General features: G+C 71.6%; 19 protein-coding genes. 11 read left to right on the top strand and 8 right to left on the bottom strand.

The window, feature by feature from the left end:
• The first annotated feature begins 4 nt into the window (after window positions 1-4).
• Window positions 5-1,117: a glycosyltransferase gene (locus tag ABZX61_RS29510; RefSeq protein ID WP_355199457.1), complete on the top strand. Its 1,113-nt coding sequence runs from the start codon at window positions 5-7 to the stop codon at window positions 1,115-1,117.
• On the opposite strand, the gene ABZX61_RS29505 is transcribed toward ABZX61_RS29510, so the two are convergent.
• From ABZX61_RS29505 to ABZX61_RS29495, 3 genes are all read right to left on the bottom strand, one after another.
• Window positions 1,093-2,562, bottom strand: a complete 1,470-nt coding sequence (locus tag ABZX61_RS29505) for a DUF2079 domain-containing protein (RefSeq protein ID WP_355199456.1) — start codon at window positions 2,560-2,562, stop codon at window positions 1,093-1,095. The two genes, ABZX61_RS29510 and ABZX61_RS29505, sit on opposite strands and share 25 nt — an antisense overlap.
• A 93-nt stretch (window positions 2,563-2,655) precedes the next feature.
• Window positions 2,656-3,072 carry a hypothetical protein gene (locus ABZX61_RS29500; protein WP_355199455.1) on the bottom strand — a complete coding sequence of 139 codons (417 nt, stop codon included), beginning with the start codon at window positions 3,070-3,072 and terminating at the stop codon, window positions 2,656-2,658.
• Window positions 3,073-3,139: 67 nt separating this feature from the next.
• Window positions 3,140-3,694, bottom strand: coding sequence for a DUF1707 domain-containing protein (locus ABZX61_RS29495; protein ID WP_355199454.1), 555 nt, complete (start codon window positions 3,692-3,694; stop codon window positions 3,140-3,142).
• A gap of 180 nt (window positions 3,695-3,874) precedes the next feature.
• Between ABZX61_RS29495 and ABZX61_RS29490 the strand changes: the two genes are divergently transcribed.
• Entirely contained in the window at window positions 3,875-4,807 is a 933-nt protein-coding gene (locus ABZX61_RS29490; RefSeq protein ID WP_355199453.1) for an anti-sigma factor RsbA family regulatory protein, read from the top strand.
• A gap of 13 nt (window positions 4,808-4,820) precedes the next feature.
• On the opposite strand, the gene ABZX61_RS29485 is transcribed toward ABZX61_RS29490, so the two are convergent.
• Window positions 4,821-5,795, bottom strand: coding sequence for an aldo/keto reductase (locus tag ABZX61_RS29485; protein WP_355199452.1), 975 nt, complete (start codon window positions 5,793-5,795; stop codon window positions 4,821-4,823).
• 214 nt (window positions 5,796-6,009) lie between these two features.
• Between ABZX61_RS29485 and ABZX61_RS29480 the strand changes: the two genes are divergently transcribed.
• Window positions 6,010-6,639 (top strand): DUF998 domain-containing protein, encoded by a 630-nt coding sequence (locus ABZX61_RS29480; RefSeq protein ID WP_355199451.1) that lies wholly within the window; start codon window positions 6,010-6,012, stop codon window positions 6,637-6,639.
• On the opposite strand, the gene ABZX61_RS29475 is transcribed toward ABZX61_RS29480, so the two are convergent.
• A complete protein-coding gene (locus tag ABZX61_RS29475; protein ID WP_355199450.1) occupies window positions 6,600-6,965 on the bottom strand; it encodes a hypothetical protein in 366 nt (121 codons plus the stop codon). The two genes, ABZX61_RS29480 and ABZX61_RS29475, sit on opposite strands and share 40 nt — an antisense overlap.
• Window positions 6,966-7,049: 84 nt before the next feature.
• Here ABZX61_RS29475 and ABZX61_RS29470 point away from each other — a divergent pair, with 84 nt between their 5' ends.
• The 6 genes from ABZX61_RS29470 to ABZX61_RS29445 all read left to right on the top strand — a co-directional run bounded on the left by ABZX61_RS29470 (window position 7,050) and on the right by ABZX61_RS29445 (window position 12,118).
• A complete protein-coding gene (locus ABZX61_RS29470; protein WP_355199449.1) occupies window positions 7,050-7,529 on the top strand; it encodes a universal stress protein in 480 nt (159 codons plus the stop codon).
• Window positions 7,530-7,616: 87 nt separating this feature from the next.
• The gene (locus ABZX61_RS29465) at window positions 7,617-8,870 is read left to right on the top strand and encodes an APC family permease (RefSeq protein WP_355199448.1); all 1,254 of its coding nucleotides are present in this window, start codon (window positions 7,617-7,619) and stop codon (window positions 8,868-8,870) included.
• A 152-nt stretch (window positions 8,871-9,022) separates the two neighbouring features.
• Window positions 9,023-10,435 (top strand): methionine--tRNA ligase, encoded by a 1,413-nt coding sequence (locus tag ABZX61_RS29460; protein WP_355199447.1) that lies wholly within the window; start codon window positions 9,023-9,025, stop codon window positions 10,433-10,435.
• A gap of 58 nt (window positions 10,436-10,493) precedes the next feature.
• Window positions 10,494-11,471, top strand: a complete 978-nt coding sequence (locus tag ABZX61_RS29455; protein ID WP_355199446.1) for a phosphotriesterase-related protein — start codon at window positions 10,494-10,496, stop codon at window positions 11,469-11,471.
• A gap of 41 nt (window positions 11,472-11,512) precedes the next feature.
• Complete coding sequence (locus ABZX61_RS29450) at window positions 11,513-11,890, top strand: STAS domain-containing protein (protein WP_350728100.1); 378 nt, start codon at window positions 11,513-11,515, stop codon at window positions 11,888-11,890.
• Between the two features lie 18 nt (window positions 11,891-11,908).
• Complete coding sequence (locus tag ABZX61_RS29445) at window positions 11,909-12,118, top strand: hypothetical protein (protein ID WP_355199445.1); 210 nt, start codon at window positions 11,909-11,911, stop codon at window positions 12,116-12,118.
• Window positions 12,119-12,333: 215 nt separating this feature from the next.
• Here ABZX61_RS29445 and ilvD read toward each other — a convergent pair whose 3' ends face one another.
• Together ilvD and ABZX61_RS29435 are read right to left on the bottom strand one after the other, a co-directional pair.
• The gene (gene ilvD / locus ABZX61_RS29440; protein ID WP_355199444.1) at window positions 12,334-13,983 is read right to left on the bottom strand and encodes a dihydroxy-acid dehydratase; all 1,650 of its coding nucleotides are present in this window, start codon (window positions 13,981-13,983) and stop codon (window positions 12,334-12,336) included.
• 48 nt (window positions 13,984-14,031) lie between these two features.
• Window positions 14,032-15,252 carry a saccharopine dehydrogenase C-terminal domain-containing protein gene (locus tag ABZX61_RS29435; RefSeq protein WP_355199443.1) on the bottom strand — a complete coding sequence of 407 codons (1,221 nt, stop codon included), beginning with the start codon at window positions 15,250-15,252 and terminating at the stop codon, window positions 14,032-14,034.
• A 102-nt stretch (window positions 15,253-15,354) separates the two neighbouring features.
• On the opposite strand from ABZX61_RS29435, the gene ABZX61_RS29430 reads away from it, so the two are divergent.
• Complete coding sequence (locus ABZX61_RS29430) at window positions 15,355-16,050, top strand: TetR/AcrR family transcriptional regulator (RefSeq protein ID WP_350728096.1); 696 nt, start codon at window positions 15,355-15,357, stop codon at window positions 16,048-16,050.
• Here ABZX61_RS29430 and ABZX61_RS29425 read toward each other — a convergent pair.
• Window positions 16,043-16,915, bottom strand: a complete 873-nt coding sequence (locus ABZX61_RS29425; RefSeq protein WP_355199442.1) for an NmrA/HSCARG family protein — start codon at window positions 16,913-16,915, stop codon at window positions 16,043-16,045. The two genes, ABZX61_RS29430 and ABZX61_RS29425, sit on opposite strands and share 8 nt — an antisense overlap.
• Before the next feature lie 79 nt (window positions 16,916-16,994).
• On the opposite strand from ABZX61_RS29425, the gene ABZX61_RS29420 reads away from it, so the two are divergent.
• Window positions 16,995-17,579 carry a TetR/AcrR family transcriptional regulator gene (locus tag ABZX61_RS29420; protein WP_355199441.1) on the top strand — a complete coding sequence of 195 codons (585 nt, stop codon included), beginning with the start codon at window positions 16,995-16,997 and terminating at the stop codon, window positions 17,577-17,579.
• Window positions 17,580-17,605 lie beyond the last annotated feature (26 nt).

Below are 17,605 nucleotides of genomic sequence, written 5' to 3'. Positions count from 1 at the left end.
AGGGGTGCGGATCTTTCACGTGAGCGACTGTTACCTGCCGCGACTCGGAGGGATCGAGGTCCAGGTGGCCGATCTCGTGCGGATGCAGCGGGAGGCGGGACACGACGTCTCCGTGGCCACGGCGACGAGGGGCGAGCCGCTGCCGGGGGTCCACCGGATCGTCGCCAGAATGCCGTTCGACCTGCCCGTTCACCCGTTCGGAGTGGGGCATCTCACGCGCCGGCTCACGTCCCTGCGCCCCGACGTGGTGCACGTGCACACGGGGGCGGTCTCGCCGTTCGCCTGGATGGGTGTGCGGGCCGCCGCGCGGGCCGGGCTGCCGTGCGTGGTGACCGTGCACAGCATGTGGGACCCGGTCACGCGGGCGCTCTACCGGCTGCTGCGGCTGGCGTTCGGCTGGCAGCGGTGGCGGCTGGTGGCGACCACGGTCAGCAACGCCGCCGCGGTCCCGATCCGCGCCGTGGCCGGGCCCGAGGTGCCGGTCCGGGTGGTCTCCAACGGCCTCGACCTGTCGGGCTGGGCGCCGCCTCCCGGCACGCCCGACCGGCGGGAAGAGGTGCATATCGTCGCGGTGGGCCGGCTGGCGCCGCGCAAGCAGCCCGTACGCCTGCTGAGGCTGCTCCAGGCGGCCAGGCGGCGGGTGCCCGCCAGGATCCCCATGCGGGCCACCATCGTCGGCGACGGGCCGGCTCGCGGCCAGATGGAACGTTTTCTCGCCCGGCACGGCATGGCCGGCTGGGTCTCCCTGCCGGGCCGCTACACGCGGGAGCAGATCGCGAAGGTGCTGGAGGCCGCTGACGTGTTCGTGGCGCCCGCGCCGCGCGAGTCGTTCGGCATCGCGGCGCTGGAGGCGCGGGCGGCGGGGCTGCCGGTGGTGGCAAGGGCGCAGAGCGGGGTCGCCGACTTCGTCGCGGACGGCACGGAGGGGCTGCTCGGCCACACGCTCGGCGACCTGGCCCGCGCGGTGGCCCGGCTCTGCACGGACGCGGCGCTGCGCGAGTCGATCGCCGCGCACAACCGGGCGACCCCTCCGGCGGCGGGCTCGTGGCCGTCCGTCCTCGACGGGTTCGACCGGGCCTACGCGGAGGCGCTTCAGCCGCGCCGGAGCACCACGTAGCCGTCGCGCTCGAACACCTTCGCGTACCCCTGGCCCTGCAGCGCGTCGACCGTGGCGCGCTGCTCGTCCGCCGAGCCGAAGGGGAACTCCCAGCGGGAGGTGTCGGCCACCACCCACGGCGCGCCGTGCGACTGGGCCGTCCACAGCAGGACGGTGGTCCTGGAGGTCAGGGCGGGGCCGACGGAGTTGACCGCCTCGACGGTGACCCCGGAGGGCACCTTGCTCACGGCCTCGGCGGCGGCGGCAGCCTTGGGCTCCTGGTAGAAGGGCGGATGGTAGAGCTGGTCCAGCGCGAATCTGGGCACCAGGGTGATCGCGACCACGCAGGCGGCCGTCGCCCAGGCGAGCTTGAGCGAGGTGTCGTCGGAGCGCTTCATCCAGCGCAGCAGCCTGGCCAGCCCGTCCACGCCCGCGCAGAAGAGGATGACCACGGTGAACGCGCTGTACTGGAAGTCGGCCTGCCACCACTGGGAGCGGTCGGACAACATGCGCTCCAGCACGTGCGGCAGTGCCACCAGCGACAGCGGCGAGAGCAGGCACAGCAGCAGCGTCGGCCACACCAGCAGGAACAGCGTGTCGACCTTGGCCTCCTCGCTGAACGGCAGCAGCACGGCCGCGATCGGGTCGTGCAGCAGCGCCAGGATCGCGCTCGGCACGTCGGGGCCGAGATGGTTGTAGGCCCAGAAGTCCTTGGAGTCGCCGCCGAAGGCCGTGATCGCCAGCCCGCGTACGAGCAGGACGGCCCCTGTCCCGAGCGCCATGCACAGCAGCCCCCGCAGCCGGTCGCCCAGGACGATCAGGCACAGCCCCGCCCCGATCACCATCAGCCCCATGTCCTCCTTGACCAGCAGGAGGTCGAGCATCGCGATGAAGGCGGGCAGCCGGTGGCCGGCGTGGTAGCGCTCGATCATGATCGCCGTGAGCACGGGGACGAACATGACCTCGTGCGCGTCGAACGCGACGGCCTGCGCGACGGGCCACGACAGCGCGTACGCCACGGAGACCAGGTAGGCGGGCGCCACGCCGAGCACGCGCCGGGTGAACAGCCAGATGAACGGGATCGCGGCGGCGAACAGCAGCGCCTGCGCGACGATCAGCGTCTCGGGCCCGTCGTGGATCCAGTAGAAGGGCGCGAGCATCGCGTAGACGGGCGAGAAATGGTCGGCGAGCTGCACGTAGTCCATGCCCCGCCCGTGGAACATGCCCAGTACGGGGATGTGCGGCGGCCGCAGCGCCGCGTAGTTGCGCACCGCCTGGTCCACGATCACCAGGTCGAATGACGTGGCCCGGAACGTGGCCAGCTTGACCAGGCCGAGCACGGCATAGGCCACCGCGGCGACGAGCGCGATGGCGCCCACACGTACGCGGTGGCCGGACAGCCGGATCTTCCAGAGGAAGGCGGCGGCGGACGCCCCCTGTCGCGCCGCCAGAGTGTCACCCGTCACGGGCAGCAAGGGTAGAACGAATCCACCCGAACGTGGCGCGGCCGCCGCGCCGTCCTGCCCCCCACAGGCGGAACGGCGACCGCGGGCTCAGCGTCAGCTGCAGGCAGAGGTGATCTTGGTCGAGAAGCCCTGCATCTTGCCCGTGAACGAGGACACTTCGGCCAGGTCGCCCTTCTCCAGGGTCTCGAAACCGGCGGCGAGGTCGTTCAGTGCGGCGGCGACTTCGCCGTCGTACTTGCCCGCGAGCTCCTTGGTCTTGCCCGCCGCGTCCTTCGAGGCCGTGCCGATGGCCTTCGTGTCGGTGGCGTCCTTGGTGATCGTGGTCGTCCACTCATTCATGATCTTGGTGGCCTCCTGGGCGGCGGTGTTGCAGTCAACCGCCTGGCCCAGCGCACCACAGCCGGTGCTCGTGAGGACAGCAAGGGTCAGCGTCGCGGCCGCGACGGCCAGGCGACGACGAGGGGGAGTCATTTCTTGCCCTTCGGTGGTTTCTACGAACGAAGGGAACATTATGGATCAGCCCTTGACTGTCGCTTGCACCCCACTAACACCACGGGTATCAAGTGGGCGTAAAGCCTCAGCGGGCGAGCCAGCGTTTGCGCGGGTAGCGGACGGTCAGGCTGCCGTACTTCGTGCTGCCGCTGATCACCACGTGCACGGCGCCGGGGCGGGGCCTGCCGGGCACGTCGGAGGTGTGGACCTGGCCCCAGTCGCTGCGGAAGGCGTCCACGTTCGCGACGCCGCCGTCCGGGAGGATGATCTTGGCGGAGCCGTACGCGAGGTCGAGCTCGATGTCCACCACCGGGTGGGTGATGACGGCCTCGGAGAGATCCAGCTCGACGCCGCCGTACTTGGAGACCGCCCGCAGCCGCCGGGGGACGGCCCAGTCGCCGGCGCGCTTGATCTGGCCGTTCTTGGACTCCAGCTCGATCACGTCGTCGACCTGCGGCTGGTCGGTGGGGAGATCCTCGATCAGGCCCAGCAGTTCGCCGTAGGTCCTCGCTGTGAGGGCGATCTCAAGGCGGTCTTCGAGCTCCAGCTGGGTGAGCCGGCCTTCGGCGAAGGCGTGCTGGAGCTGTTGCGCGGTGCGCTCTCGGTCCTCGTCGGACACTCGCATCTGCAATTGCGACATATCTTGAGCATAGAGTCGCAGCGCTCAGAACGGGAGTTGTCGGCCGGAAGGGGTGCGGAGATCAAGGGGGAGCGGCCCCCGGACGAGGCGGGGGCGGCGAACGACCCGGATTCGCTTCACGCCAATTACGTACCCACCGGATTGCTGTGAAGTCATCTTCCTTGGGTAGCGTGAATTCTGATGTTGGCGGAACCGTTCACACACCCGGCGCTCCTCTATCGGGGCGACCGGGAATATGTGGCTGCCACCAGCGCATTCGTCCGCGCGGGGTTGGCCCTGGACGAGCCTGTCGCGATCGCGGTGCCGGCCCGCAATCTGGCCCTGATCGAGGCCGAGCTCGGCGACGACGCCAAGTCCGTGCACCTGCTCGACATGCAGGAGGCCGGGCGCAATCCGGGGCGGATCATCCCCGCCGTGCTGCGCGACTTCGCCGACCGGCATGCCGGCGGGCACGTGCGGATCATCGGAGAGCCGATCTGGCCGGGGCGCACCAGGACGGAATACGGGGCCGCCGCGCAGCACGAGGCGCTGATCAACCTGTCGTTCGCGGGGCGGCGGGTCACGATCCTGTGCCCGTACGACGCCGACCGGCTCGCTCCCGAGGTCCTCCAGGAGGCGGAGCGCACCCACCCCGTGCTGTGCGACCTCTCGGGGGAGTGGGCCAGCGCCGAATACGCGCCCGAGCTGGTGGTCTCCGCGCACAACCGGCCGCTCGACGAGCCCGCCGACTTCGTCTCGCTGCGCTTCGACCGCACCAGCCTGTCGGCGGCCCGCGGCCTGGCCGCGCGGCGGGCGGCGGAGATGGGGTTCTCCGGCGACCGGCTCGACGACATCCAGCTGACGGTGGCCGAGCTGGGCGCCAACAGCCTCGACCACGGCGGCGGCTCGGGCACGATCCGGGCCTGGGCCGAGGGTGGGCGGCTGGTGTGCGAGGTCAGCGACGCCGGGCACATCACCGACCCGCTGGTGGGCCGCCGCCCGGTCGACCCGCGCCACGCGGGGTCGCGCGGGCTGCTGATCGTCAACCTCCTGAGCGACCTCGTACGCGTGCACACCCGCCCCGGGGCGACCGCCATCCGCGTCTACTTCGACGCGCCCGGCCCCGTCGCCTGAGCCCGGCCGGCGACTACCCCTCGATCTCCGACATATCCGGATAACGGGTGCCGGCGACGGCGTCCGCCGGGACGGCGCGGGCCAGGGCGGCGAGCTGGTCGGCGGTCAGCGTGATGTCGGCCGCCGCCGCGTTCTCCTCCAGGTACGTCAGCCGTTTCGTCCCCGGGATCGGCACGACGTCGTCCCCCTGGGCCAGCACCCAGGCCAGCGCGAGCTGCGCGGCGGTGATCCCGGCGGCGTCGGCGATCTTCCGTACCTCCGCGACCAGCCCGGCGTTGCGCTCGGCGTTCTCGCCCGCGAGGCGCGGCATCCACCGGCGGACGTCGTCCTCGGACAGCTCCTCCACGGGCGGCAGCGCGCCGGACAGGAAGCCGCGGCTGATCGGCGAGTACGCCACCAGCGCCACGCCCAGTTCCCTGGCCGTGGGCAGGATCTCCGCCTCCAGCCCCCGGGTGAACAGCGAGTACTCGCTCTGCAGGGCCGCGATCGGGTGGACGGCCGAGGCCCTGCGCAGGGTGTCCGCGCTCACCTCCGACAGCCCGAGATGGCGTACCTTGCCCTGCTCGACCAGCTCGGCCATCGCGCCGACCGACTCCTCGACGGGGACGTTCCTGTTGCGGCGGTGCATGTAGTACAGGTCGATGTGGTCCACGCCGAGGCGCCGGAGCGAGGCGTCGCAGGCGGCCCTGATGTACTCCGGGCTGTTCTCGACGGAGCGGGTGCCGCCGCCGCGCTTGACGCCGAACTTGGTGGCCAGCACCACCTCGTCCCGCCGGTCCCTGGCGGCCCGGCCGACGAGCTCCTCGTTGGCCCCGAGCCCGTAGGTGTCGGCCGTGTCCAGAAAATTCATGCCCAGGTCGAGTGCGCGGTGGATGACGGCGATCGACTCCTTCTCGTCGCCCGGGCCGTAGAAGTCGGACATGCCCATGCAGCCGAGGCCCAGCGCCGAGACCTGAGGCCCGCCGTTCCCGAGAGTGCGCTTCTTCATGTTTCCAGGTTCACCCCTGGAGTGCGTTCCAGGTCAAACCGGGTCAGGCGCCCAGGACCCACCCTGAGGGGGGATTCCCTACTCAGGGTCACGTCTGCGCAGGTGGCCGGGTGTTCTCAGGGTCGTTTCCGACCGAGGTATTAAGGGATCGTTCAGGTCACTTCAGGGTCGATCTCCGATATTCCGCGAGGCCGCGTTCCACGAGCTTTGAGGCATGAAGGCATTGCTTGTCAGCGGATTCGCGGCCATCGGCACCGGAAGCGGCGCCATGCTCACCCTCCACGCGGAATCCGACCTCGACCCGTTGCACAGCGTCATCAGCGAGTACGCCTTCCAGGCGTCCGGCTGGTTGCTGCCCGCCTCGCTGACGTTGTTCGCGGTGGGCTCCGCGTTGATCGCCGAGGCGATGCGCCGCGCCGGGATGAGCCGCTGGGTCGTCGCGCTGCTGCTGGCGTGGGGGGCGAGCATGTTCCTGATCGGCGCCTTTCCCACCGACCGGCCGGGAGTGCCGCTGTCGTTGTCGGGTGGCATCCACCGGTACGCCGCCTTCGCCGCGTTCCTGGTGATGCCCGCGGCGGGGATGCTGCTGGCCAAGGCCAGGATCCGGTACGCCAGGGCGGTGCGGATCCTCAGCGGGGTGGCGCTCGGAGCCCTGCTGCTGGTCGTGGTCCCGTACGTGGTGCGGATGTTCGGCATCCCGTTGACCAACGACGAGATCCCGGCCGGGCTGACCCAGCGGGCCGTGGTCGTCACCGAAATCGGCGTGCTGGCGCTGGCCGGGCTGTCGATGCTCAAGCCGCTGGCTCAGCGCTCCCAGGGTGGCTCCTCGCCCAGCTTGGCGTAGTAGCGCGCCAGGTGCTCCTTGACGCGTTCGATGTCCTTCTTCGGCAGATCGACCCCGCCCCTGGCGCCCTCCATGACCGCGGCCGCGGCGAACACGGCCCGGGGCACCGCCTTCAGCTCCCCGTCCACGATGTCGGCGATCGGCAGCTTGTACGCTCCGAACTCGTCGGCGTCGTCGGCGTCGTACCAGATGAAGGCCTCGCGGTATTTCGCGTTCGGCTTGTCCTCGGCGTCCGCCCACTTGCGCACCCGCTTGTCCGCCGCGGCGGCGTCCCACTCGCGATCGCGCTCGGCGAGGGGCAGGTCGTGGAATCGCGTAACGGTCATATGAGGCGGCTACCCCTGACGTAGGCGTGAAACGGCTTGCCCGGGATAGGGGTACGGGCCCGATCACGATGTGGGAGTGCTGAGATGACGATTTTGATTGCGTATGACGGTTCCGACGACGCCAAGGCCGCGATCGCCTTCGCGGGCGAGCTCCTGAAGGGCGAGTCCGCCGTCGTGCTGACGGTGTGGGAGCGGGCGGCGATGGTCTCGGCCAGGGCCTCCGCCGGGCTCATGATGGCGATCGACCAGCTGGGCACGGAGGACGCGGCGATCGAGGGGGCGATGCGGGAGCTCGCCGAGCACGGCGCGGACCTCGCCCGCGAGGCCGGCCTGGACGCGACCCCGCGGTGCGATGCGGACTCGGTGGCGGTGTGGTCGACGATCGTGGACGTGGCCGACGAGATCGACGCCAGGCTCGTCGTGACGGGGACGCGGGGGTTCGGCGGGGTCCGTTCGCTGCTGCTCGGCAGCACGTCCGACCGGGTGCTGCACAACGCGGGCCGGCCGGTGCTGGTCGTGCCCGCCCCCGCCACCGACGACGCCACCGACGACGCGGTGACCTGACAGCGGGCGTTCACCCCGCTGTCGGCCGGGTCGTCGGTGCGATACGGCAGAGTGGGAGCCTCCTGAGGCGGGAGAGGAGGCGGGCACGTGCCGGAGGAGCTGTCGCGGCGGCTCGGCACCACCGACGCGGTCGTGGTGGGGCTGAGCGCGATGATCGGCGCGGGCGTGTTCGCGGCCTTCGCGCCCGCGGCGGCCGCCGCGGGCGCCTGGCTGCCGGTGGCGCTCGTGCTGGCCGGCGTCGTGGCGTACTGCAACGCCACCTCCTCGGCCCGCCTGGCCGCGCTCTACCCCGAGTCCGGCGGCACCTACGTCTACGGCAGGCGGCGGCTCGGCCCGCTCTGGGGCTACCTGGCGGGCTGGGGCTTCACGGTCGGCAAGACGGCCTCGTGCGCGGCGATGGCGCTCACGTTCGGCGCCTACGTCGCCCCCGCGCTGGCCAGGCCGCTGGCCGTCGGCGCGGTCGCCGCGCTGACGGCGGTCAGCTTGTACGGCGTGCGGCGCTCGGCCGGGGTGGCCCGGGTGATCGTCGTGTTCGTGCTGGCCGTGCTCGCCGCGGTGGTGGTCACGGGGCTGCTCGGCGACGACACGGTCACGTTCGGCTGGTTCGCCTACGAGCCCCTGCCCGGGTCGCAGGTCGACGTCTGGGGTGTGTTGCAGGCGGCCGGGCTGCTGTTCTTCGCGTTCGCCGGTTATGCCCGGATCGCCACCCTCGGCGAGGAGGTGCGCGACCCCGCCCGCACCATCCCCCGGGCGGTCGGCATCGCGCTGGGCGTCACGTTCGTCGTCTACGCGCTGGTCGCGGTGGCCGCGCTGCGCGCGCTCGGGCCGGAGCTGCTGGCCAGGTCCCCGGCGCCGCTGGCCGGCGTCGTCAGGGCGGCCGGGGCCCCGTGGCTGGTGCCGGTGGTGGGCGCCGGGGCCGCGGTGGCGGCGCTGGGCGCGCTGATGGCGCTGCTGCTGGGCGTTTCGCGCACGGTCCTGGCCATGGCGCGCGAGCGCGACCTGCCCGGCGTGCTGGCCGTGGTGGATCCGGCGCGGCAGGTGCCGCGCCGGGCCGAGCTGGCCGTCGGGGCCGCGGTGATCGTGCTGCTGCTGGCCGCCGACCTGCGGGGGGCGATCGGGTTCTCGTCGTTCGGCGTGCTGGTCTACTACGGCATCGCCAACGCGTGCGCGCTCACGCTCGGCCGCGCGGAAGGCGCGCCGCCCCGGCCGGTCGCCGGGCTGGGGCTGGGCCTGTGCGTGCTGCTGGCCGCCACGCTCCCGCCGGCGTCGGTGCTGGCGGGCCTGGCGGTCTTCGCGGTCGGCCTGGCCGTCTGGCTGTTCCGCCACCGCGCCGGGCGTTAACGGGTGGCCGGGGCGGGTGCAGGTCGTTAGCATGGGCGGCATGACGATCTCGCCGAAGATGATGGCCCCTTAGGGGGTTTTGTCGGCGACGTCTTGTCGAGGCCCTGCGAGCGGGGCCTCTCGTCGTGTTCGGGGCCCCTTGGAGGCACCTGATGTATCTCACGACGACCATCCCGTACGTCAACGCCCGCCCCCACCTCGGGCACGCCCTGGAGCTCGTGCAGGCCGACGTGCTGGCCAGGCACCACCGGCGGCGCGGCGAGCCGGTGCGGTTCCAGACCGGGACCGACGACAACTCGCTGAAGAACGTGCTGGCCGCCGAGGCGGCGGGCGTGCCGGTGCGGGAGCTGGTGGACCGGAACGCGGCCGCGTTCGAAGGGCTGCGGGGGCCGCTGGACCTGTCGTTCGACTCGTTCATCCGGACGAGCGTCCACCCCGGGCACCGGGCCGGGGTCGAGCGGATCTGGGAGGCGACCGGGCACGACCTCTACCAGCGGCACTACGAGGGGCTCTACTGCGTGGGCTGCGAGCAGTTCTACCCGGAAGGCCCCTGTCCCGACGGGCACGAGGCGCCGCTGCAGCGCATCTCCGAGCACAACTGGTTCTTCCGGCTCTCCCGCTACCAGGACGCCCTGAGCGAGCTCATCCGCGGCGGGCGGCTCAGGATCGAGCCGGTCGCGCGGCGGAACGAGGTGCTGGCGTTCATCGAGGCCGGGCTGGACGACATCAGCGTCTCGCGCTCCGCCGCCCGCGCCCGCGGGTGGGGGATCCCCGTGCCCGGCGACCCGGACCAGGTGGTGTACGTGTGGTGGGACGCGCTGGCCAACTACGTCACCGCGCTCGAAGGCGACGGCTACGACCGCTGGTGGGTCTCCGAGCGGCGCAAGGTGCACCTGATGGGCAAGGGCGTGATCCGGTTCCACGCGGTGTACTGGCCGGCGATGCTTCTCTCCGCGGGCGAGCCGCTGCCCACGGAGATCTTCGTGCACGACTACCTCACGGTGGGCGGCCGCAAGATCAGCAAGTCGTCGGGCGGCGCGGCCGACCCGGTGGCGCTCGTGGACGCGTACGGGGTCGATGCCGTGCGGTGGTGGCTGCTGCGCGAGGTGCCGCGCGTGGGCGACGCCGACTTCACCGAGGAACGGCTGGTCGCCCGGGCGGACGAGGACCTGGCCAACGGCCTGGGGAACCTGGTCAACCGGGTCGTCACCATGGTCCACCGCTTCCTGGACGGCCACGTGCCCCCGGCCGGGGAGGAACTGGCCGCGGTGCCGGTGGACGAGGCGCTGGAGGCATTCGATTTCCGGCGGGCGGCGACGGCCGTCTGGGCGCTCGTCGAGGAGGCCAACAGGTACGTCGAGCGGACTCAACCGTGGCGGCAGCCCCGGGCCGGGCAGGAGGCCGCGCTGGGGACGCTGGTGCACGCGTGCCGGACGCTGGCCGTACAGCTGGAGCCCTTCCTGCCGACGGCGGCGGCTCGGGTGGCGGCGGCGGTCGCCGGCGAGCGGCTGCCCCGGCCCGAGCCGCTGTTCCGCCGCCTCGCCACGGCCGGGGTGGCTGGTTGACGGAGGTCCGGAGGGAGCCTACGGTGGCGCACACCGACCAGCCGGTATGGAGGCGCCCATGGCCACCGTCCCCACCATTCGCGGCCCCGTAGACGTCGAGGAGCTCGGGCAGACGCTCATGCACGAGCACGTGTTCGTCCTCGCCACCGAGCACCTCGACAACTACGGCAGAGGTGCCTGGTGGGACGAGGAGGCCCGGGTGGCGGACGCGGTCGCCAAGCTGAAAGCGGTGGCCGCGAAGGGCGTGCGGACGATCGTCGATCCGACGGTGTGGGGCCTCGGCCGCTACATCCCGCGCATCCAGCGCGTCGCCGAGCAGGTGCCCGGCCTGAACATCGTGGTCGCCACCGGCATCTACTCCTTCGAGGAGCTGCCCCACCAGTACGAGCACCGCGGCCCCGGCCTGTTCATCGACATGCCGGACCCGATGATCGACGACTTCGTCCGCGACCTCACCGAGGGCATCGCCGACACCGGCGTGAAGGCGGCGTTCCTCAAGTGCGTGGTCGAGCAGAAGGGCCTGACGCCCGGTGTCGAGCGCATCTGCCGGGCCGTCGCGCAGGCGCACCTGCGCACCGGCGCGCCGATCACCATCCACACGAACTCCTTCACGCAGAGCGGGCTGATAGCGCTCGACCTGTTCGCCAAGGAGGGCGTCGACCTGGCGAAGGTGGTCGTCGGGCACGCGGGTGACAGCAACGACCTCGACTACCTCATGCGCCTGGCCGACACGGGCGCGACGCTGGGGATGGACCGGTTCGGGCTGGATCCGTACAACCCGACCGCGCAGCGGGTGGCCACGGTCGCGCAGCTGTGCCGGCGCGGATACGCCGATCGCATGGTCCTCAGCCACGACACGGCGTGCTTCATGGACTACTTCGGCGGCGCCTGGGACGAGGCCCGCTCAACGCTCGCGCCGAACTGGCGCTACGATCACATCCACGATGACGTCTTGGCCGCACTGCTGGACTCGGGTGTGACCGACGACCAGATTGAGCAGATGCTGGTGTTCAACCCGAAGCGCTACTTCTCGTAAAGTAGGTGGATCGGGCAAGCAATGCAGGTAGGTGGAGCTGGGTGACTTCGGAGCAGGCCTTGTCGATAAGCCTCGGGCTCCAGGGACCCTGTGTCATCGCGCGACTGACGGGGGACTTCGACTTCGGGTCTGCCGCCGAGGTCCGTGACCGTGTCACCAAGGCCCTCGATCTCACCCAGCCCCCGATGCTCGTCATCGACATGCAGGCGGTCAGCGTCTGTGACTCCTCCGGCCTGTCCGTGCTGGTCTACCTGCACAAGGCCGTCACCGCCTCGGGCGGCCGGCTGCTGCTGGCGGGGCTGAACGGCCGGTGCAAGCACCTGTTCGCGATCACCGCGCTCGACAAGTTCTTCGACATCCGCACCACGGCCGAGCTGGCCATCGCCGAGCTCAACGAACCCCCGCCGTTCCCCGCGTAGCCCCCTGGCCTTGCGGGGTTGGTCGCGGCCGCAGCCACCACGCTCATGGCGGCACCCGCCAGCGCGTCGGCGTCCACGGAGACGACGACCGCCGGCGCCCAGCTCATCCGCACCAAGTGGGCCGCCTGCACCGTGCGGACCCGGACCCTGTCTCAGTCTTACAACAACTGGCTGGACGGTTTCGCCAGATTCCGCTACTCCGCCTACACGTACGTCTCGTACAGGTAACTACCGCTGAGCGGCCGCCAGGGGCCGAGCCGACCCCTGGCTGGGCCCTTGGCTCACGCGGTGACGAGGAGTGCCACCCCGATCAGCACCGCGACCGGAACGAGCCACATCACGGCCTCGACAGCGAACTCCTTGTACATCGCGCAAATCTCCTAACAACGACTCGAGTACGTCACTGCGCAGCATAGCGGCCCGCGCCGCCTGCTCGACCCGGATCAGGCCGTGATGGCGCCGTCCGAGGCGGAGGCCACCGTCGCCATGTACTTGGTCAGCACCCCCCGCTCGACCTCTCTCTCGGGCCGCTTCCACGAGGCGCGGCGCAGCGCCAGCTCCTCCTCCGGCACCACCAGCTCGATCGCCCCCGCCGCGCTGTCGATGACCACCGTGTCACCGTCGCGCACCAGCGCGATCGGCCCGCCGTGGTAAGCCTCCGGCGCCACGTGCCCGACGACGCGCCCGTGCGAGACCCCGCTGAAGCGCCCGTCGGTGACCAGCGCCACCGAGGCGCCGAGGCCGCGGCCGACGAGCGGACCCGTGATCGAGAGCATCTCCTGCATGCCGGGGCCACCCGCGGGGCCCTCGTAACGCAGGACGATGACGTCGCCCGGCACGATGTGACCCTCCTGGATGGCGACGTAGCAGTCGTGCTCCGAGTCGAACACCTTGGCCGGGCCCTCGTGGCGGAAGTCGTCCTTGCCGCCCAGCTTGAGCACGCAGCCGTCGGGCGCGAGCGAGCCCCGCAGGATGGCCAGCGCGCCACGCGGCTTGAACGGCTCGGCCACGCTCGCCACCACCTCCTGCCCCGGCGTCTCCTCGGCGTCGGCCGCGACCTCCGCCAGCGTGCGGCCGTCCACCAGCGTGGCGTTCTCGCGCAGCAGCCCGGCCTCCAGCAGGCGGCGCACCACCAGCGAGGTGCCGCCGGCCCGCCACAGGTCCAGGGCCGTGTGGTCGCCGCCGCTCGGCTTGAGCCCCGTGATGATCGGGACCCGGCGGCAGACCTCGCCGATCTCGTCGATGCGCAGCGGCAGCCCCGCCTCGCGGGCGATGGCCAGCAGGTGCAGGACGGCGTTGGTGGAGCCGCCCATGGCGGCGACCGAGACGATCGCGTTGTGCAGGGCGTCCGCGGTCAGCACCCGCGAGGGGCGGGCGTCGCGGGCCAGCGCCTCCATGGTGATCTCGCCGACCCGCCGGGCCGCGGCGTTCTTCTCCTCCGCCACCGCCGGGATGTCACCCACCCCGAACGGCGCCAGGCCGAGGAAGTCGGCGACACTGCCCATGGTGTTGGCGGTGTACTGGGCGGCGCAGGTGCCGGCGCCCGGGCAGGCGTGCTTGGCCAGGTCGTCCAGCTCCGCCTGGTCGAGGCGGCCGACGGCGCGCTCGCCGAGGGCCTCCCACATGTCCTGGATCGTGACGTCTCGTCCGCGCCACCTGCCGGGCATCATCGTGCCGCTGTAGAGGACGACGGCGGGCACGTCCAGGCGGGCGAGCGCCATGATCCCGGCCGGCACGGTCTTGTCGCAGCCCACGATGACCACCAGCGCGTCGAAGCCGTGCGCGCGGCCCATGAGCTCGATCGAGTCGGCGATGACCTCGCGGCTGACCAGCGACGTGCGCATGCCGGGGGTGTGCATCGTGAGGTTGTCGGAGACCGCGATCGTGTTGAACTCCATCGGCGTGCCGCCCGCCGCGCGCACCCCCTCGGCCACGTGGGCGGCCAGCTCACGGTGGGTGAGGTTGCACGGCATCGTGCCGGTCCAGGTGGAGGCGATGCCGACCACCGGGCGGCGCATGTCCTCCTCCGACCAGCCCATGGCGTACAAGTGGGAGCGGGCCGGTGCGCGGTCGGGGTCGTCGGCGATACTCAAGGCGCTGTCCTTCGTCGTGCGGGTCGTTACGCCTCCATGATCTCGCGCTCACTGTTCGCGCATGCGCCAGGGTGACCCGTACTCCACCAGGAGGTCCAGGAACGGGCCCGGCTCGAACGCCTCGGGCCCCAGCACGCCCGCGCCCTTCCAGACCCCGTTCGCCATCAGTTCCAGGGCCACGACCGGGTTCACGGCGGTCTGCCAGACCACGGCCTGGGAGCCGTACTCGCGCATCGACCACTGGTTGTCCACCACGTGGTAGAGGTACACCTCGCGGGGCCGCCCGTCCTTGACGCCCTTCACCCAGGTCCCGGCGCAGGTCTTGCCGCGCATGCGGTCGCCGAGGCCCGCCGGGTCGGGCAGCACGGCGGCCACCACGTCGCGCGGCGACACCCTGGCGGTGCCGTCGTCGGTCCGGACCGCGACCGGCTCGGTGCGGTCCACGCCGAGCGCGTGCAGGGTCTTGAGCTTGCCGATGAAGTCCTCGCCGAGCCCGTACTTGAAGGTGACCCGCTGCGCCGGGATCCACCGGGGGACCAGCATGACCTCCTCGTGCTCGACGTTGACGCACTCCACGGGGCCGATCCCGTCGGGGAAGTCGAAGATCTCGGGCTCGCTGAACGGCTCGGTGGTGTACCAGCCGCGGTCCTTCTCGTAGATGACCGGCGGGTTGAGGCACTCCTCGATGGTGGTCCAGATGCTGAACGACGGGGCGAACTCGTAGCCGTCGACGGTCAGGTTGGCGCCGTCCCTGATGCCGATCTCCTCGATCTCGTCGAAGAGCTCGTCGGCGGCGTAGCGGGCGAACACGTCGGCCAGGCCGGGCTCCACGCCCATGCCGACCAGCGCCAGCCGGCCCTGCGCGGCCCACTCGCCGGCGCGGGCGAACTGGTCGTCGCCCAGCTTGACCCCCACCTCCTCGTACGGGCGGTCGGGGTGCGGCCTGGACATCGACATGGCCATGTCGAGGTAGTCGGCGTCGGCCGCGAGGGCCGCGTCGAACAGCGGCAACACGAATCGGGGGTCGGTGGCGTTCAGGAGGACGTCGCACCGGTGCTCTTTCAGCAGCGCGGTGACCGCGGCCCGGTCGGCCGCGTCGATCTTGACAGGGGTGAACCGGTCCGCCTGCTCGCCCAGCGCGGCGACGGCGGCCTTGGCGCGGGGGAGATCGTAGTCGGCGACCACCATGTGGTCGAGAAAAGGGCGGCGGGCGGCGATCCGGGTAATGGCGGTTCCCACGCCGCCGGCTCCAACGAGAAGGATACGCATGACGATAAGTCCCCTTTTAATGCTGTTTTGGGGGGTGTGTCGAGAATTTAACTTGGGTAGGCTCGTCAACGTCAATGGCGTTGGCATAAGGAGGCCGTACTCGTGGCCAAGCGAGTGGTGCCGGAGGCGGCGCGAAGGCGGCGCCGCCCCACCAAACACGGGCAGGTCCTCACCCATCAGCTCATCGTGGAGACCTCGCTCCGCATGCTCCGCGAGCACGGTGCCGCGGGGCTGTCCGCCCGCCGCCTGGGCCTGGCCCTGGGCGCGGACGCCAGCACGGTCTACCGCTATTTCCGCGGCATGGACGACCTGGTGCTGGCGATCGCGGACGAGCTGTTCGGCACGGCGATGGCCGACTGGCGGCCTACCGGCGACTGGCGCGCCGACCTGCGCGAGCTGGGCCTGCGCATCCACCACGCGTACCTGGCGCACCCGCAGGCCGCGGTGCTGACCGCCAGCCGGGTCACCGGCCGGCCGAACGAGGTGGCGGGGGACGAGACCATCATCGGCATCCTGCGCGGTGCCGGATTCGCGGACGGGGACGCGGTGCGGATCTATCACGCGTTCATCGACCAGAGCCTGGCCTTCGCCATCCTCGACGCCGCCACGCTGGCCCTGCCCAAGGCGGCGCGGGAGGCGGACGAGGAGGTGTGGCAGGCCACGTACGCGCGGCTGCCCGCCCGTACGCACCCGAACATCGCCGCGACGGCGCCGCTGCTGGTGGCCGAGATGAACGACAGCGCCTACCCCACGGCCCTCGACATGCTCCTGTCGAGCGCGTCCGCGCAGCTCAGGTGAGCAGGGCCCGGATCTGCTCGGTGCCGCCGTCCCGGAGCCAGGTGCGGAAGTCCAGGAGACCGGGGTGGCGTTCGCGCAACGCCGCGATGTCGGCGCGCCACAGTCCGCGCTCGTCCGCGAAGGCGCTCTCGGCGTCCGGACCGAGCCCGAGAGAGCCGATGGGCAGCTGCCGGTAGGTGATCTCGCGCCCGAGGCTCCGGCCGATCAGCTCCACCGTCCGCCTGGGGGTCAGCTCGTCCCCGGCGATCTCGATCGCCTGCCCGAGGTAGTCCCGCGGGTGGGAGAAGGCGAGGCGGGCGAAGACGCCGATGTCGGCGGCGGCGATGAGCTGCACCGGCGTGTCCGGGCCGAAGAGGTGCCTGAGCTCGCCGCCTGCGATCCCGCCGACGGGTAGGCCGGGAATGGTGTGGTTCTCCATGAACCGGACCGGCCGCAGGATCGTCGCGGGCAGGCCGGACGCGCGTATGTGCTGCTCGATCTGCCACTTGCTGTCCCAGTAGGGCAGGCCGGCACCTCGGTCGGCGCCGCCGACCGAGGTGAACACGAAGTGGGAGGTTCCGGCCGCGGCGGCGGCGTCGACGAGGGCGCGGCCGCGGCGGATCTCCCGGTCGAGGTCGTCGTCGTCGGGCGTGACGCCGAAGACGCCGTACGCGCCGGCCGCCGCTTCCGCGAGCGAGCCGGTGTCGTCGAGGTCTCCAACGCGTAGCTCGGCGCCCTTCGCCTTCAGCGCCTGGGCCGCCGGGGCGTCCGGGTCGCGGACGAGGGCGCGGACCGGCCAGCCGGAGGCCAGCAGTTGGACGGCGGTGGCGCCGCCTTGGCGTCCGGTGGCGCCGGCCACCAGGACGGGCTTGTCGACGAGGTTCACCAGGGCTCCTAACAGTAAGCTGAGACTGTCTCAAGAAATATATTGAGATAGTCTCAAGTTAAGCAACCTGGGAGTGTCCATGACGACCACCGGCCCAGCGCCCCGGCGCCGGATGCGCGCCGACGCGCGCCGCAACTACGAACGGCTGCTCGCCGAAGCGGCGGCGGCGTTCGCCGAGCACGGGGTGGAGTCCTCGCTGGAGGACGTCGCGCGGCGCGCGGGGGTGGCGAACGGCACGCTCTACAGCCACTTCCCCACCCGGCAGGCGCTGCTCGAGGCCCTGATGCGCGACCGCATGGAGGCCCTGGCCGGCCGGGCCCGCGACCTCCTCGACCACCCGGACGCCCACGAGGCGCTGATCACCTGGGCGCGCGCGGGGATCGCGCATGCGGCGATGTATCGGGGGCTGGCCACCTCGCTCATGCGCAGCATCGAGGACGAGACCTCGGAGCTGCACGCCGCCTGCCAGTCCGTGCTGACCGCCGGCGAACGGCTGCTCGAACGCGCGCAGGCGGCCGGCGCCGTGCGCTCCGACGCGACCGCCTCGGACTTCTACACCTTGATCAACGCGCTTGCGTGGGCGGGCGAGCAGACGACGCCCGAGCAGGGGGAACGGCTGCTGACCTTCGCCATCGACGGGCTACGGCCCTCAACGCGGCCGTAGCGGGGGCCGCCGGCGGCCGCATCCGG

The sequence above is a fragment of the Nonomuraea sp. NPDC003709 genome, from assembly GCF_040610775.1.
GTDB lineage: Bacteria > Actinomycetota > Actinomycetes > Streptosporangiales > Streptosporangiaceae > Nonomuraea > Nonomuraea angiospora_A.
This window is presented reverse-complemented; position numbering and strand designations above follow the sequence as displayed.